Here is a 13554-nt window from a genome sequence, read left to right on the forward strand (position 1 = left end):
CAGTGGCCTGCCCTGGGTTCCGAGGGATTCGGGACCCAGGGCAGGCGAGTGCTCATCGGTCAGGGGTTTTCCACGATGATGATGGCCGCGTTCTTGCCGTTGGCGGCCTTCTGGCCCGCGGTGCCGGGCGATCCGTCCTGTCCGGCTTCGGCTTGGGTGTCGCGCTTGCAGGCGGTGCCGCTGGAGTAGCTCTGCCAACCGCTGCCGCCCTTGCCGCCGTTGCCGCCCGCGCCGCCGTCACCACCGCGGCCGCCCGCGCCGCCCGCGCCGAAGGCGTAGGTCTTGGACCCGATGGTGTAGCTGACCGCGGCGCCGCCGTCGCCGCCCTTGCCGCCGGTACCGCCGCGGCTGCCGCTGCCACCGACGGCGAAGGTGGGTCCGTCGGGGCCGCACGCGCGTGAGCCGCTGCTGCCGCCACTGGCGTTTATCCCGGCCGGGGTGCCGTCCCCGCCCGCGCCGCCCTGGTTGCCGTTCTGTCGGGCGACCAGGGTCCCGTTGAAGCAGGCTCGGGCGTCGCTGATGGAGCCCCCGCTGCCGCCGGGCCGTCCGCGACCTGCCTGCCCGCCGTTGTTGTTCGGATCGCCTCCCTCACCGCCGTACTCGTCCGCGGGCGGAGCTTCGCCCGCCGTTCCCTTGCGTCCGCCTGAGCCAGGCAGGCCGGGGTTCCCGCTGGCAGGCGCGTCGGCGGCGGTGGCCCGTTGCCCGCCCTTGAACGAGATCCAGGTGAAGTTGCCCGTGCCTGAGCCGCCGTACCCACCGCGGCCATCGGTGCCCGCGGCGCCGTCATTGCCGTTGGAGCGGCTACTTCCCCCGGTGCCTCCCCGACCGCCCTCGCGGTCTTTGCCGGGGTTGACCGAGCCGATGCCGCGGTAGCTGATGTCGAGGGTCGCCGTCCGCGATTTCCCCGGCTTCAACGTGAAGGTGCAGGCGGTGAACGAGCCAGAACCACCGCCACTGCCGCCTGCCGCGCCGCCACCGCCTTGGCCGCCCGCGCCGCCGCCACCACCGGCGGAGCCTCCCCAGTTGCCGCCGCCGCCACCGCTGCCACCGGCGCCGCTGCCGCCACCGCCGCCCGCGGCGCCGCCGCCACCGGCGCCCCAGACGTACACGGTGACGGTCTTGGTGTCGTCGGACAACGGGATGGACCGCTTGCCCGGTATCGTGAACTCACTGATCTTTTGCGTCGGGCTGGTTTCCTGGGCGTCAGCCGCTGGAGCGCCGAGTGTGGCCAGACTCAGCACCGCCGCGCCCACCGCGGCGTAAGTCGCACGTGTGCGATGCATATTTGTGTGCTTCTCCCTTCGGAACCTCGCCAACGGTGAAGATCACCGCGCTTTCGAGTTACCCCGAACGGTCTGCCGCAGACTGCTCTTATCGGGTGTATGTCGTACGGCGGGGAGACACTGTTCTCATGGTGGTGGCCGTTCGCACCGCGACGACGACGCGTGACAGGGGCATGTGATCATTCGTGCGCACAGCTCGGTGAGGTCGGCGAGAGGTCCAGGATGCTCGGGGACGCGGCACGGCTGCTCGCCGCGGCGCGCGGCGGGGACGCGGCGGCCTTCGGGGCGCTGGTCGAGCCGCTGCGCGCCGAGGTGCAGGCGCACTGCTACCGGATGCTGGGCTCGTCGCACGACGCCGAGGACATGACGCAGGAGACGCTGACCCGGGCCTGGCGGAGCCTCGACCGCTTCGACGGCCGCGGCCCCATCCGGCCCTGGCTCTACAAGATCGCCACCAACCGCTGCCTCACCCTGCTCGACCACCGCGGCAAGCGGGAACTGCCGACCGACCTCGGCCCGGACGCCGCGCCGCGGTCGGCGTCCGGGTGGCTGGGCCCGTACCCGGACGACGCCCTGGGCCCCGAGGCGCGCTACGTCGCCCGCGAGAGCGTGGAACTGGCGTTCGTCGTCGCCCTGCACCACCTAGCGCCCCGCCAGCGGGCCGCGCTGGTGCTGCGCGAGGTCCTGGGGTTCTCCTCGGCCGAGGTCGCCGACCTGCTGGACACCACGGTGCCGTCGGTCAACAGCGCGCTGCAGCGCGCCCGCAAAGTCCTCGGCGCCAGGCTGCCCGAGCGCAGCCAGCAGGAGACCCTGCGGTCCCTGGACACCGACGGCGTCCGCGCCCTCGCGGCCCGGTACGCCACCGCGTGGGAACACGGCGACGTCGAGACCATCGTGGCGATGCTGACCGAGGACGCCAGGTACTCCATGCCACCGCTGCCCCAGTGGTACACCGGTCAGGCGGACATCCGCGCGTTCCTGCTGGCCAAGCCCATGACCCTGCGGTGGCGCTTCCTGCGCGCCCGCGCCAACGGCCAACTCGCCTTCGGCACCTACCGGTGGGACCCCGACCAGGCCGCCTACCTCCCCGCCGGTCTCGACCTGCTCACCCTGCGCGGCGCGCGAATCGCCGAGGTCGTCTCCTTTCTGACCGCCGATCTCACCCGGTTCGGGCTGCCGGAGAAAATCCTCAAGTAGCTCCATACCCGCCGTTGTTTCGCGAGGCTGCGCCCGCGGAGAAAAATGCCACGTGGCGCCGCGCTGAGCGATGAGTGTGGCGGACCGCCCGGGTTGTAGTGGTGTTCGGTGTCGACACGGGAGGCGATCATGCTGCTGCTTGACGGGAAGAACGCGATCATCTACGGCGGGGGCGGCTCGGTCGGCGGGGCGGTCGCGCGGGCGTTCGCCCGGGCCGGGGCGCGGGTGTTCCTCGCGGGGCGGACCGCGGCGTCGCTGGAGCGGGTGGCGGAGTCGATCCGCGCCGAGGGCGGGGTGGCGGAGACGGCGGTGGTGGACGCGCTGGACGAGGCGGCGGTCGACGCGCACGCCGACGCCGTGGCCGCCGCGGCGGGCAGTGTGGACGTGTCACTGAACGTCATCGCGGACTCCGACGTCCAGGGCACGCCGATGGTCGAGATGTCCCTCGCCGACTATCTCAGCCCGGTCGTCACGGCGGTGACCTCGAAGTTCCTCACCGCCCGCGCCGCGGCCCGGCACATGGTCCGGCAGGGCTCCGGGGTGATCATGATGTTCGGCGGCACGGGGGACCGCGCGCCGATGCGCGCCTACCACCTCGGCGGCCTGCTGACCGCGTTCGACGCCGTGGAGGCCATGCGCCGCCAACTCGCGGCGGAACTCGGGCCCAGCGGGGTCCGGGTGGTCACTCTCCAGACCTCGGGCATCCCCGAGTCCATCCCCGCCGAGGTCGACCAGCGCGCCGCCATCGTCGCCGACCTGGCCGCCCGCACGGTGACCGGCCGGGCGGCGACCCTGGCCGACGTCGGCGACGTGGCGGTGTTCGCCGCGTCGGACTGGGCCAGGACCGTGACCGGGGCGGCGATCAACATGACCTGCGGCGCGGTCCTGGATTGATTTCCGTCGCGTGATCTCAAAAAAGCGGCCCGAAAAGAGATCCTTTTTTGACTGTGACGCGCATTACTTGACTTGTCCCTAAAGCAGCGGTTTGACTGCCGACTGAACCCCGAATCCCCCAGCACAACGCGAATATCGACTTCGACGCGCGCACGCGCCTCGTTCCGAGCGCCCCCGCGGGGCGCTCCCCGGTCCCCACCGTCACACCGCGGCTCGCCCGGCGTTGCCCGATGGCCCGCCCGCCGCCGCGCAAGGAGTTCGTCATGCCCTGGTTCCCGTCTGCCCATGCGCTCGTCGCGGCCGTGCTGGCTCTCGCGGGCCTGACCACGTCGCTGGTGGCCGCGCCGGAGACGGCAGCGGACTGGCGGCGCCCCGACCGCCCCTCGGCGACCAGGCCCGCGCCAACGCCTGCGCCCGGGTCCGCCCCAGCGCCCGCCCCCGCCCCCGCCCCGACGTCCGTCCCAGCGCCCGGGTCCGGGCAGGCCCCCGCCCCCGTGCTCGACGCCACGGCCGGGCGGGTGCGCTCGTTCTGGCTGCACATGAACAGCACCCCCACGACCGATGCCATGCTCGCCACCGAGGCGAAGCGGCGCAGCCACATCGTCCTCAACGCCTGGGAGGGCGGGCTGGTCGCCAAGCTCAAAGCGGCGAACCCGGCGATCCAGGTGTTCGTCTACAAGGACCTGACCTCGACCCGCAGCTACGCCTGCCGCAACGGCGTCGATGACCAGCACCTGCCCACCGGCGTCGGCTACTGCGACGCGGAGAACAACCACCCCGACTGGTTCCTGCTCGGCCCCGACGGGCAGCGCTTCGAGTACAGCGGCTACTCCGGACACTGGCAGATGGACGTCGGCAACACCGCGTACCAGAACGCCTGGGCGGACAACGTGATCGCCAGCAGCACCGCGTCCGGCTTCGACGGCGTGTTCATGGACAACGCCCTGTTCCCCTGCGACGCCTACCACGCGGGCGTCTGCCCGGCGAAGTACCCGACCAACGCCGCCATCCAGGACGCGTACCGGGCGATGTTCGCCAACACCCGCGCCAAGTTCACCGCGGCGGGCCTCAAGACGGTCGCCAACCTGTCGAACGCGCGGCTGCACACCGGCGCGTGGGACGCCTACATGGCCAACCTCGACGGCGGCTTCGACGAGTGGTGGCTGGCCTTCAGCAGCGGCAACCTGCTCTCGGAATACCCCGAGGGGTGGAGCAGGCAGGTCGCCCAGATCGCCGCCAACGAGGCCGCGGGCAAGACCACCTGGGTGCAGCCGCACTTCAACACCGGCGACGACCAGGCGTTCCGCTACGTCCTCGCCAGCTACCTGATGGCCACGGGCGGCAACACCGCCATCGCCGAGGTCGCCCAAACCGACGCTTACGGCGACCCGCCCCCCTGGCACCCCGAGTACGACTGGGACCTCGGCGCCCCGACCGGCCCCTACCAGGCGGTGGCGACCAACGTCTTCCGCCGGGACTTCGCCTGCGGAGTGGCCGTGGTCAACGCCAACAAGACCGGCACGGGCGCGGTGAACGTCCAGCTTGGCCGCTCGTTCGTCGGCCCGGACGGAGCTTCCGTCACGTCGGTGTCGCTGGCGGGCACCTCCGGCTCGGTCCTGCGAAAGACCTGTTAAGACGCTCGATCCGGTCGGCGCGCTCATTCACGGCGGATGAGCGCGTCGACCTTGGGCACGATCCGGTGCGGGCCCACCGAGGACTCGTGGGTCTCGCCGCCGGACACCCAGTCCACGATCGTCGTGAACGTGCAGTCGCAGGTTTTCGCGGTGAAGCCCAGCCGGAAGACCTCCGGATCGCCCCGGCTGACCTTGAAGGGGAAAGCGGCCGCTTTCGGCGCGGGCGAAGCGCCGGACGGTCGCGGCTCCGGGGGCGCAGGTCCCGGCCGGACCGGCGGAGGATCGGCGTCGAGGTCGACCGCAAGGTCCCGGACAGGCAGCCCCGACGACGGGCAGCCTTCCGCGATGAGGCGGCCGGTCTTGGGCGGCGGTTCCCGGCGGTGCACCACGATCCGCACGGCGAGGATCAGCACCTCCTCCTCGCTGCGGTTCTGGGCCGTGAGGTGGAGGACCGCGCTGTCGGTGAGCGCGGGCGGCACGCCCGCTGGCCTGCCGTCGCCGATGAGCCGGTACGCGCATTGGGTTGTCACCCGAGCCGAGACGTCCAGCGCCGCCGGGGGCGGCGGGGCCGGGGCGTCCGGCGGCCTCGGCCACCACACGGCCGCCGCGCCGAGCAGCCCCACGAGCGCGGTCGATGCGACAACCGGCCGCCGCCAGCCGGGCGCGGCGATCCGCACCCCGCCGTGGATCACCCCGGCCTGGATGACGGTTCCCCCGTCGACCGGGCCGCCGATCTCGTTGCGCGTTCCGCCCGACTCGCCCACGCGCGCAGTGTAAGCGGTCGCGCACAAGGCTTTCGCGCAATGGCCACTGCCTGCCGAGTTCGGTAGGGGTCCGCCTTGCCCAGCGGCACGGGTCAGTCGAGGCCGGTGACGCAGGAGATCCAGTACTTTCCCTTTTCCTTGCGCACGCCGTGGGTTTCGGTGGTGAACCCGGGGAAGCGCTGGTCGAAGTCCTCCAGCACGCGCAGGTACGTCAGCAGCGGGCCGTCGTGCGGGCCGGTGCGCTCGCCGGGCATCAGGACCGGGATGCCTGGCGGGTAGGCGGTGATCTGAGTGGCGACGACCCGTTCCGCCAGGTCCGCGAGCGGCACGAGTTCGGTCTCGCCGCCGATGAGGCGCTGGTAGGTCTGCGCGGGGGTCAGCACCGGCGTCGGCGGGGTGGGGTTGGTGAACGCCCGGTTGAGCAGGCCGATGACGTCCTTGGCCGACAGGTAGCGGTGCATCTCGTCGCAGAGGTCGAACAGGGTCAGGTTTCCGTACCGCTTGGGGTGGGCGCTCACCAGGTCGGGAAGCACGTCGGCGAGCGGGGCGGCGTTGTCGTAGAAGTGCTTGAAGTCGGTGAGGGCGTCGAGCAGGGTGCCCCACTTGCCCTTGGTGATGCCGATCGAGAACAGCACCAGGAACGTGTAGGCGTCGGTCTTCTCGACCACGATCCGGCGCCGGTCCAGGTACGCGGTGACGATGCGGGCCGGAATGCCGGTGTCGGCGACCCCGCCCGCGGCGTCCACGCCGGGACAGGTGATCGTCGCCTTGGTCGGGTCGAGCTGGCAGAAACCCGGTTCGAGGTCGGGGAAGCCGTGCCAGTCCGCCGCCGGGTCGAGGGTCCAGCAGCTTGGCTCGGTGCGCAGCAGGTCCAGCGGCGCGTCGTAGAGGTCGGTGGTGCGGCCGGTGCGCGGGTCGGTGACCTCGGTCGGCTGCCACACCCCGAAGAACCACGGCGGCCGGTCCTCGACCGCGGCCAGCTGCCGGGCCAGCCCGATCATGGCCTTGCGGAACCGGATGGCCTCGGTGATCGCCTCGGTGGTCAGCCAGGCGCCCGCGCCCGCGTCCATCATGCCCGCGGCGACGTCGCAGGAGGCGATCATCGGGTACAGCGGGGACGTGGTCGAGTGCATCGCGTAGGTCTCGTTGAACCGCTCGTGGTCGAACGGAGCCGCGGTCCCCTCCTTCACGTGGATCATCGCCGACTGCGACAGCGCGGCGAGCAGCTTGTGCGAGGAGTGCGTGGCGAACACCGTGGGCCGCGTTTGCCCGTCGACCGACATGCCGTAGCGGCCCGCGTAGAGCGGGTTGAAGTGGGCGTAGGCGAACCACGCCTCATCGAAGTGCAGCACCGGTGTCGACTGGCCGAGCAGCTCGGCGACCCGGCCCGCGTCGTAGGCGAGCCCGTCGTAGGTCGAGTTCGTGATCACCGCGTACACCGGGGCCTTGTCCGGCGCCGCCGACGCGGTGGGGCTCGCCTCGATCGCCGCGCTGATGGCCGACGCGGCGAGCCGCTTGGGCGGGACCGGGCCGGTGATGCCGTAGCCGTTGCGGGTCGGCACCAGGTACACCGGGCGGGCGCGGGTGATCATGGCGCCGTGGTTGATCGCCATGTGGCAGTTGCGGTCGAGCAGCGCGATCCGGTCGTCGGGCACCACGCTGTGCACGATCATCCGGTCCGAGGTGGACGAGCCGTGCAGCACGAAGTACGTCCGGTCCGCGCCGAACACCCTGGCCGCGTTGCGCTCGGCCGCGCCGATGGGGCCGCTGTGCTCCAGCAGGGAGCCGAGTTCGCCCACCGAGACCGAGATGTCCGTGCGGAACAGCGGCTCGCCGTAGTAGTCGAAGAACGCGCGCCCGACCGGGGATTTCAGGAACGCGACGCCACCGGCGTGCGCGGGGGTGTGCCAGGAGTACGCGTGCGTGTCCTCGAACCGGCGAAGCTGCCCGAAGAACGGCGGCAGAATGTGCTCAAGGTACTGCCGGGCGGCGAAATCGATCCGCCCGGCGATGAACTCCGGGGTGTCCTCCAGCAGCCACACCCACCCGTTGACCACCTCCGACACCCACAGCGGCGTGTGGTCGTCGTACTCGCCGGTGGTCAGCAGGAACACCGGCAGGCGCGCGGAGTACCGGTGCAGCAGCGACTGCAAGATGCCCTCGGCGGGCCTGCACTTGTCGTGGGCGGGGTCCCCGAAATCCGAGCTGTCCCAGCTGTCCCAGCTCACCAAGGCCGCGGCCAGGTCGGCCTGGGAGGCGACCACCGACGCGGCGTCGCCCGCGGTGTCGACCTCCAGCACCCGGTGCCCGCTCTCGCGAAGGGTGTGGCAGAGCTGCTCGATTTTGCCCCGGTAAACACGACTGGCGCCGGTCGTCCCGTTCGTGGCGATCAGAATGGTCGACTTAGTGGTCATAATGGACTCATCTCCGGCGAATATCGCTCGACCGCGTCCGCCGAGAATAAACGCCGGAGATGAGATCCGGACAAAACTATGACCGATGTGGTGAATCCTCAGCCATACGGCTTGTGCTTTACGGCTCCAGGCGGTTCGGGCCGCGGAACAGGAACGTGGTCTCGCGGATGCTGTCCAAGCCGAGCATGACCATCAGGATGCGGCTGAGCCCGGCGCCGAGCCCGCCGTGCGGCGGGGTGCCGAACCGGAAGGAGTTGGTGTAAGAGCTCAGCGGCTCCAGGTCCATCCCCTTCTCCTCGGCCTGCTTCACCAGCACGTCGTAGCGGTGCTCGCGCTGCGCGCCGGTGGTGATCTCGATGCCCTTCCAGAGCAGGTCGAAGCTCTCGGTCACGTCCGGGTTGCCCTCGGCGCGCATGTGGTAGAACGGCCGGACCCCGGCCGGGAACTCGGTGATGAACACGAACTCGTGCCCGAACCGCTCCTTGACCAGGGCCGAGATGGACCGCTCGCCCTCCGGGTCGAGGTCGCCCTTGACCTTCTCCGGCTTCCAGCCCTGGGCGGTCAGCAACTCGATGGCCTCGTGCATCGGGATGCGCGGGAAGGGCAGCTCGGGGACGACGACCTCGGCGCCGAGCAGCTCGCGGATCTCCTCGCCGTGCTTGTCGGCGACCGCCGCGAGCACGTGCGCGAGCATCCGCTCCTCGAAGCTCATCACGTCCTCGACGCCGTCGATCCAGGCCAGCTCGACGTCGATGCTGATGAACTCGGTGGCGTGCCGCGAGGTGAACGAGGGCTCCGCGCGGAACACCGGGCCGATCTCGAAGACCTTGTCGATGCCGCCGGAGATCGCCATCTGCTTGTAGAACTGCGGCGACTGCGCCAGGTAGGCGTTGCGGTCGAAGTACTTGACCTTGAACACCTCGGCGCCGGACTCCGACGCGGTGCCCATGAACTTCGGGGTGTGCAGCTCGGTCGCGCCCTCGGCATAGGCGAACTCGCGCATGGCCGCCTCGACCGTGGTCTGCACCTGGAAGATCAGCTGCCGCGCCGGGTGGCGGATGTCCAGGAAGCGCCAGTCCAGCCGCTGGTCGATGCCGGTCTGGTCGTTGATCGGCAGCGGCGACACGGCGGCGTTGACGACCTCGACCGCGTCCGGCACCAGCTCGACCCCGCCCAGCTTGACGATGGGGTTGGCCACCACCGTGCCGGTCACCTTCACCGCGGACTCGGTGGGGACCCGCTCGAAGGTCTCCTCCACTTCGGACGCGGGCTCGGTGCGCTTGTTGGTGACCTGCACCATCCCGGTGTGATCCCGGACCACGATGAACTGCATCTTCCGCTGCAGCCGGGACGTGTTGACCCAACCGTAGACGGTCACCCGCTCACCGACGTGCGCGGAAAGATCCCGCACAAGTGTCCTGGACATTCGCACATCCTCGTGGTTGCCATCACTACCAGCCCCGCCCAGCCTAGTTGAGCCGTCCGGCGGCGGGTGCGGGCGGTCCTGACGTCGGCGGCGGCCGGGCAGGCGCGCGGCTGTCGGGCGTCGGACACACTCGGACACACATTGTCGGATCGGATTTCTTTCGTTGTCCCCCATATGCGGGTCGCGGGTAGGCGAATTCGCTTTTCCCGCAGCGGTGGGTAGCGAATGCCTCACTTGATCGGGTTCGGCTCGGTGGCAAACGGACGTCCGCCCGCGTGGGCGGTTCCCGGTTTCCCGCGACGCTGACACCATGATCTCATGGCGGAGACGAACAGTAGCGAATGGACAGTCGGCCGATACCTGGCGACCAGGCTGGAACAGCTCGGAATCCGACACCTGTTCGGTGTTCCCGGCAACCACCTCGGCCCGTTCCTGGAAATCCTGCATAAACACACCTCGGTGAAATGGGTCGGCACGCCGACCGAGATCGGCGCCGGTTTCGCCGCGGACGCCTACGCCCGCACCCGGCGCGTGGACAGCGCGCACCCGAGGATCGGCGCGGCGGCCACCACCTACAGCGTCGGGTCGTTCAGCCTGCTCAACCCCATCGGCGGCGCGTACGTCGAGTACATCCCGATCATCGCGATCAACGCGTCGCCGACCTACGAGCAGTGGCTGAACTACCAGGCCATCGGGCTGCTCACCTCGCACATGAGCCAGCGCAGGGAGAGCAACCTGGAGGTCTACCGGCAGGTCACCGTGGACGCCCAGGTGATCTCCAACCCCGGGCTGGCCCCGATGCAGATCGACAGCGCGATCGTGGCGTGCCTGTCCGAGCGCCGCCCGGTGTACCTGGAGGTCATGGAGGACGTCTGGACCGCGCCGTGCGAGGCGCCGCAGGGCACGCTGACCGCGCGGCGGCGGCCGGTCACCGCGGCCAACCGCAAGATGCTCGACAAGGCCGTCACCGCGGCGGTCGACCTGATCGAGGACTTCGGCACGCCGATCCTGTGGGCGGGCGAGGAGATCGACCGGTTCGACCTCGCGGGCGAGTTCGCCGACCTGGTCGCCGCCACCGGCATTCCCTTCTGCACCACCATCGGCGGCAAAGCCGTGCTGTCGGAGGACAACCCGGATTTCGTCGGCGTCTACAACGGCAAGGCCAGCCTGCCGAAGGTCCGCGACATTTTCAAGAACGTGGCGGGATGCCGGATCGGCATGGGGTCCTGGGCCACGTCGAAGAACCTGGGCGGCGAGCAGAGCGTCGGCTCCGACTGGGTCGTCGCGGCCAAGGAAGGCGTCAGCGTCGGCGCCTCCTACTTCCCGGACGTGCAGCTGGGCGAGTTCATCAAGGCGCTGCGGGCACGCCTGGTCGAGCGGTTCGGCCCGCGCTCCTTCGAGGCCGACTACTTCAGCATCGGCAACGCCACCGGCTTGGACGTGCCGGACAGCGTCGCCGCCTACCGGAGCGAGACTTTCGCCGCACCGCAAGGCAACGAGCTGACCTACGACAGCCTGTTCTGCCGCGTCAACCGGCTGCTGCGCGACTCGCCCGGCCGGTACACCGTGGTGTCCGACGCGGCGTTCGCGCTGCTGGGCTCGATGAACCTGCACATGGCCGAGCCGGACACCTACCTGGCGCAGAACAGCTGGCTGTCCATCGGCTACTCGGTTGGCGCGACCTCCGGGGCGGCCATGGCCCGCGGCGACCGGCGGCCGCTGGTGTTCGTCGGCGACGGCTCGTTCCAGGAGACCTGCCAGGAGCTGTCCACGCACGTGCGGCACGGCCTGCGGCCGGTGATCTTCGTGCTGGACAACGAGGGCTTCTACGGCATCGAGCAGATGCTGGTGCAATCCTGCTACTACACGAAGCCGCCCGCGGCCGACGCCGACTTCTACAACATCCTGCACCGCTGGAACTACCAGGCGCTCGCCGAGGTGTTCACCACGGACGAGACGAGGATGACCGCGTTCGACGTGCGCGACCTCGACCAGGTCGAACAGGCGTTCGGCCGGATCGACAACCCGGCCGACGAGATCAACAAGGGCCCGATCCTGGTCCGCGTCCGGCTGCGCCGCGACGACTACCCGGCGGCCATCCAGTACAAAGTGGACGAATGCTCGATCACCGTGCCCACCCAGGCCGAAAGCGTGGAATCCGCGCGGCCGGTTGGCGCGACCACCATCCCGGCGACCTGAGCGAGGCGACCATGACCACCACATCGGCCGGGCAGGACACGTCCATCGCGACCCTGATGGCCACCGCGGACGAGGACCTGGACGTCGATTGGCTGCGGACCGCGCTGCAGCACGCGATCATCCTGGAACTGGCGACCATCCCGCCCTACTCGTGCGGGCTGTGGTCGATCATCGACCCGGAGCGGGACAAGAACGTCCACCGGACGATCCGCGAGATCATCTTCGATGAGATGTCGCACCTGGGGCTGGTCGGCAACATGCTCACCGCCCTCGGCGGCGAGCCGCTGCTGACGGGCCAGGACGTGGTCCCCCACTACCCCGGCCGACTCCCCGGCGGGGTGCGCCCGGAACTTGAGGTCCGCCTCGGCGGGCTGACCAGGGCGAGCCTGGACATGTACTCCCAGATCGAGAAGCCGGACGTGCCCATCGTCTCCCTCGACTCCGAGCACTACCCGTCGATCGGCGCCTTCTACGCCAAGATCAAGGCCGCGTTCCTGGCCATCGACCCGACGCTGATCCGGCCCGAGCGCCAGCTCAGCTTCGACCTGTCGCAGAAGCACGGCGAGGGCAACGCCATCATCCCGATGGCCAACCTGACCACGGTCCTGAAATGCCTCGACATCATCACCGAACAGGGCGAAGGCACCTCGACCTCGCCGGAGAACCCGTACTACCTCACCAAAGGCGAGCTCTCGCACTACTACGCGTTCCGCGAGCTCTACCACGGCCGCAAGCTCGTCAAGGGGCCCGCGGGGATCTGGGCGTTCACCGGCGACCCCATCGGCATGCCCCGGACCTACGCCGCGGCCGAGGTCCCCGCGGGCGGGTGGGCCGCCGACCCCGGGATCCCCGAGCACCACCCGCATGTGCTCGACACCCTCTATTCGTTCAACTACGCCTACAGCGGCATGCTCCTGAGCCTTCAGGAAGCCTGGCGCGCCACCGATCCCGCCCGCGCCATGGCGCTGGTGGGCAACGCCATCGGCCGCATGGGCGAGATGCGCGAACTGGCCAGGGACATCATGACCTTCCCCTTGCCCGATGAGAGCGGCTGGCGCTACTGCCCGGAGTTCCGGTACGTCGACGGCGCTACCCCGTAGAAACCGGCGGCAGGCCGCCACCCGTGTGGATAGGGTGGCGGCCTGCCGCCGGCTGGTTTTGACCTGCTCGGCTGCCGCACTGGGATCTGCACTACGAGACTGCCCCGGGGCGCCGGTGGTTGGCTTGCGTGGGGTTGCTCGATGGGGGTGGAGCGGGTTCCCGGGTGGCTGGCTGGGTCTGTCTGCTCGATGGGGTGGAGTGGTTTCTTTGGGGCCCCTACGAAGGAAGATCCCGTCGTGGGAAAGACGGGTGGGGAGCCTTCGGCCCCACGACCACGGCGAGTTTAGGGATCTTCCTTCACCCCCAAAGAAACCACTCCACCCCATCGAGCACTGGGCGAGCGTGGGTGCGGCCTGGCAGATGCTCGGCTGTGCTGTCCGCTCCTGTCGAGCACCTGGCAGGCTCGGTGCGGCCTGGTTGGGGGCGTGGGTTTGCTGCTGCTCGTTCCGCCCCATCGAGCACTGGGCGGGCGTTGGTTCGGCTTGGTGGGGGTCGGGTGCGGCTATCGCGGGGGGGGGGGCTGGGGGTGTTCCTTGACCTCGTCTCGCACCTTATTTTTGTCGTTCTGCTCGTCCTCTGGGGATTTTGGTCCGGTGGCAGGCTGGCGGGCTGGATCTGGTTGGCGGTTATCGGTCATCGGGC

9 protein-coding genes are annotated in these 13554 nt (G+C 70.0%); 5 read left to right on the top strand and 4 right to left on the bottom strand.

From position 1 onward, the window contains the following. Positions 1–59: 59 nt before the first annotated feature. Positions 60–1283, bottom strand: coding sequence for a hypothetical protein (locus ACZ6SD_RS05325; protein ID WP_465315657.1), 1224 nt, complete (start codon positions 1281–1283; stop codon positions 60–62). Positions 1284–1505: 222 nt separating this feature from the next. Here ACZ6SD_RS05325 and ACZ6SD_RS05330 point away from each other — a divergent pair, with 222 nt between their 5' ends. The 3 genes from ACZ6SD_RS05330 to ACZ6SD_RS05340 all read left to right on the top strand — a co-directional run bounded on the left by ACZ6SD_RS05330 (position 1506) and on the right by ACZ6SD_RS05340 (position 5008). Further along, a complete protein-coding gene (locus tag ACZ6SD_RS05330) occupies positions 1506–2480 on the top strand; it encodes a sigma-70 family RNA polymerase sigma factor (protein WP_465315658.1) in 975 nt (324 codons plus the stop codon). Between the two features lie 129 nt (positions 2481–2609). After that, positions 2610–3374 carry an SDR family oxidoreductase gene (locus ACZ6SD_RS05335; protein WP_465315701.1) on the top strand — a complete coding sequence of 255 codons (765 nt, stop codon included), beginning with the start codon at positions 2610–2612 and terminating at the stop codon, positions 3372–3374. Positions 3375–3637: 263 nt separating this feature from the next. Next, positions 3638–5008, top strand: a complete 1371-nt coding sequence (locus tag ACZ6SD_RS05340) for a putative glycoside hydrolase (protein ID WP_465315659.1) — start codon at positions 3638–3640, stop codon at positions 5006–5008. A 23-nt stretch (positions 5009–5031) separates the two neighbouring features. On the opposite strand, the gene ACZ6SD_RS05345 is transcribed toward ACZ6SD_RS05340, so the two are convergent. The 3 genes from ACZ6SD_RS05345 to aspS form a co-directional block, all read right to left on the bottom strand. After that, positions 5032–5772 (bottom strand): hypothetical protein, encoded by a 741-nt coding sequence (locus ACZ6SD_RS05345; RefSeq protein WP_465315660.1) that lies wholly within the window; start codon positions 5770–5772, stop codon positions 5032–5034. 92 nt (positions 5773–5864) lie between these two features. Continuing rightward, positions 5865–8186 (bottom strand): Orn/Lys/Arg family decarboxylase, encoded by a 2322-nt coding sequence (locus ACZ6SD_RS05350; protein ID WP_465315661.1) that lies wholly within the window; start codon positions 8184–8186, stop codon positions 5865–5867. Positions 8187–8304: 118 nt separating this feature from the next. After that, the gene (gene aspS / locus ACZ6SD_RS05355) at positions 8305–9612 is read right to left on the bottom strand and encodes an aspartate--tRNA(Asn) ligase (protein WP_465315662.1); all 1308 of its coding nucleotides are present in this window, start codon (positions 9610–9612) and stop codon (positions 8305–8307) included. Between the two features lie 318 nt (positions 9613–9930). Here aspS and ACZ6SD_RS05360 point away from each other — a divergent pair, with 318 nt between their 5' ends. Together ACZ6SD_RS05360 and ACZ6SD_RS05365 are read left to right on the top strand one after the other, a co-directional pair. Next, positions 9931–11811: an alpha-keto acid decarboxylase family protein gene (locus tag ACZ6SD_RS05360; protein WP_465315663.1), complete on the top strand. Its 1881-nt coding sequence runs from the start codon at positions 9931–9933 to the stop codon at positions 11809–11811. An 11-nt stretch (positions 11812–11822) separates the two neighbouring features. Next, complete coding sequence (locus ACZ6SD_RS05365; protein WP_465315664.1) at positions 11823–12911, top strand: ferritin-like domain-containing protein; 1089 nt, start codon at positions 11823–11825, stop codon at positions 12909–12911. Positions 12912–13554 lie beyond the last annotated feature (643 nt).

Source organism: Actinokineospora sp. NPDC051303 (assembly GCF_055586285.1).

Coding starts and splice junctions, on each gene's coding strand:
- ACZ6SD_RS05325 (WP_465315657.1), bottom strand. CDS start 1,283: ATGCATCGCACACGTGCGACTTACGCCGCGGTGGGCGCGGCGGTGCTG.
- ACZ6SD_RS05330 (WP_465315658.1), top strand. CDS start 1,506: ATGCTCGGGGACGCGGCACGGCTGCTCGCCGCGGCGCGCGGCGGGGAC.
- ACZ6SD_RS05335 (WP_465315701.1), top strand. CDS start 2,610: ATGCTGCTGCTTGACGGGAAGAACGCGATCATCTACGGCGGGGGCGGC.
- ACZ6SD_RS05340 (WP_465315659.1), top strand. CDS start 3,638: ATGCCCTGGTTCCCGTCTGCCCATGCGCTCGTCGCGGCCGTGCTGGCT.
- ACZ6SD_RS05350 (WP_465315661.1), bottom strand. CDS start 8,186: ATGACCACTAAGTCGACCATTCTGATCGCCACGAACGGGACGACCGGC.
- aspS (WP_465315662.1), bottom strand. CDS start 9,612: ATGTCCAGGACACTTGTGCGGGATCTTTCCGCGCACGTCGGTGAGCGG.
- ACZ6SD_RS05360 (WP_465315663.1), top strand. CDS start 9,931: ATGGCGGAGACGAACAGTAGCGAATGGACAGTCGGCCGATACCTGGCG.
- ACZ6SD_RS05365 (WP_465315664.1), top strand. CDS start 11,823: ATGACCACCACATCGGCCGGGCAGGACACGTCCATCGCGACCCTGATG.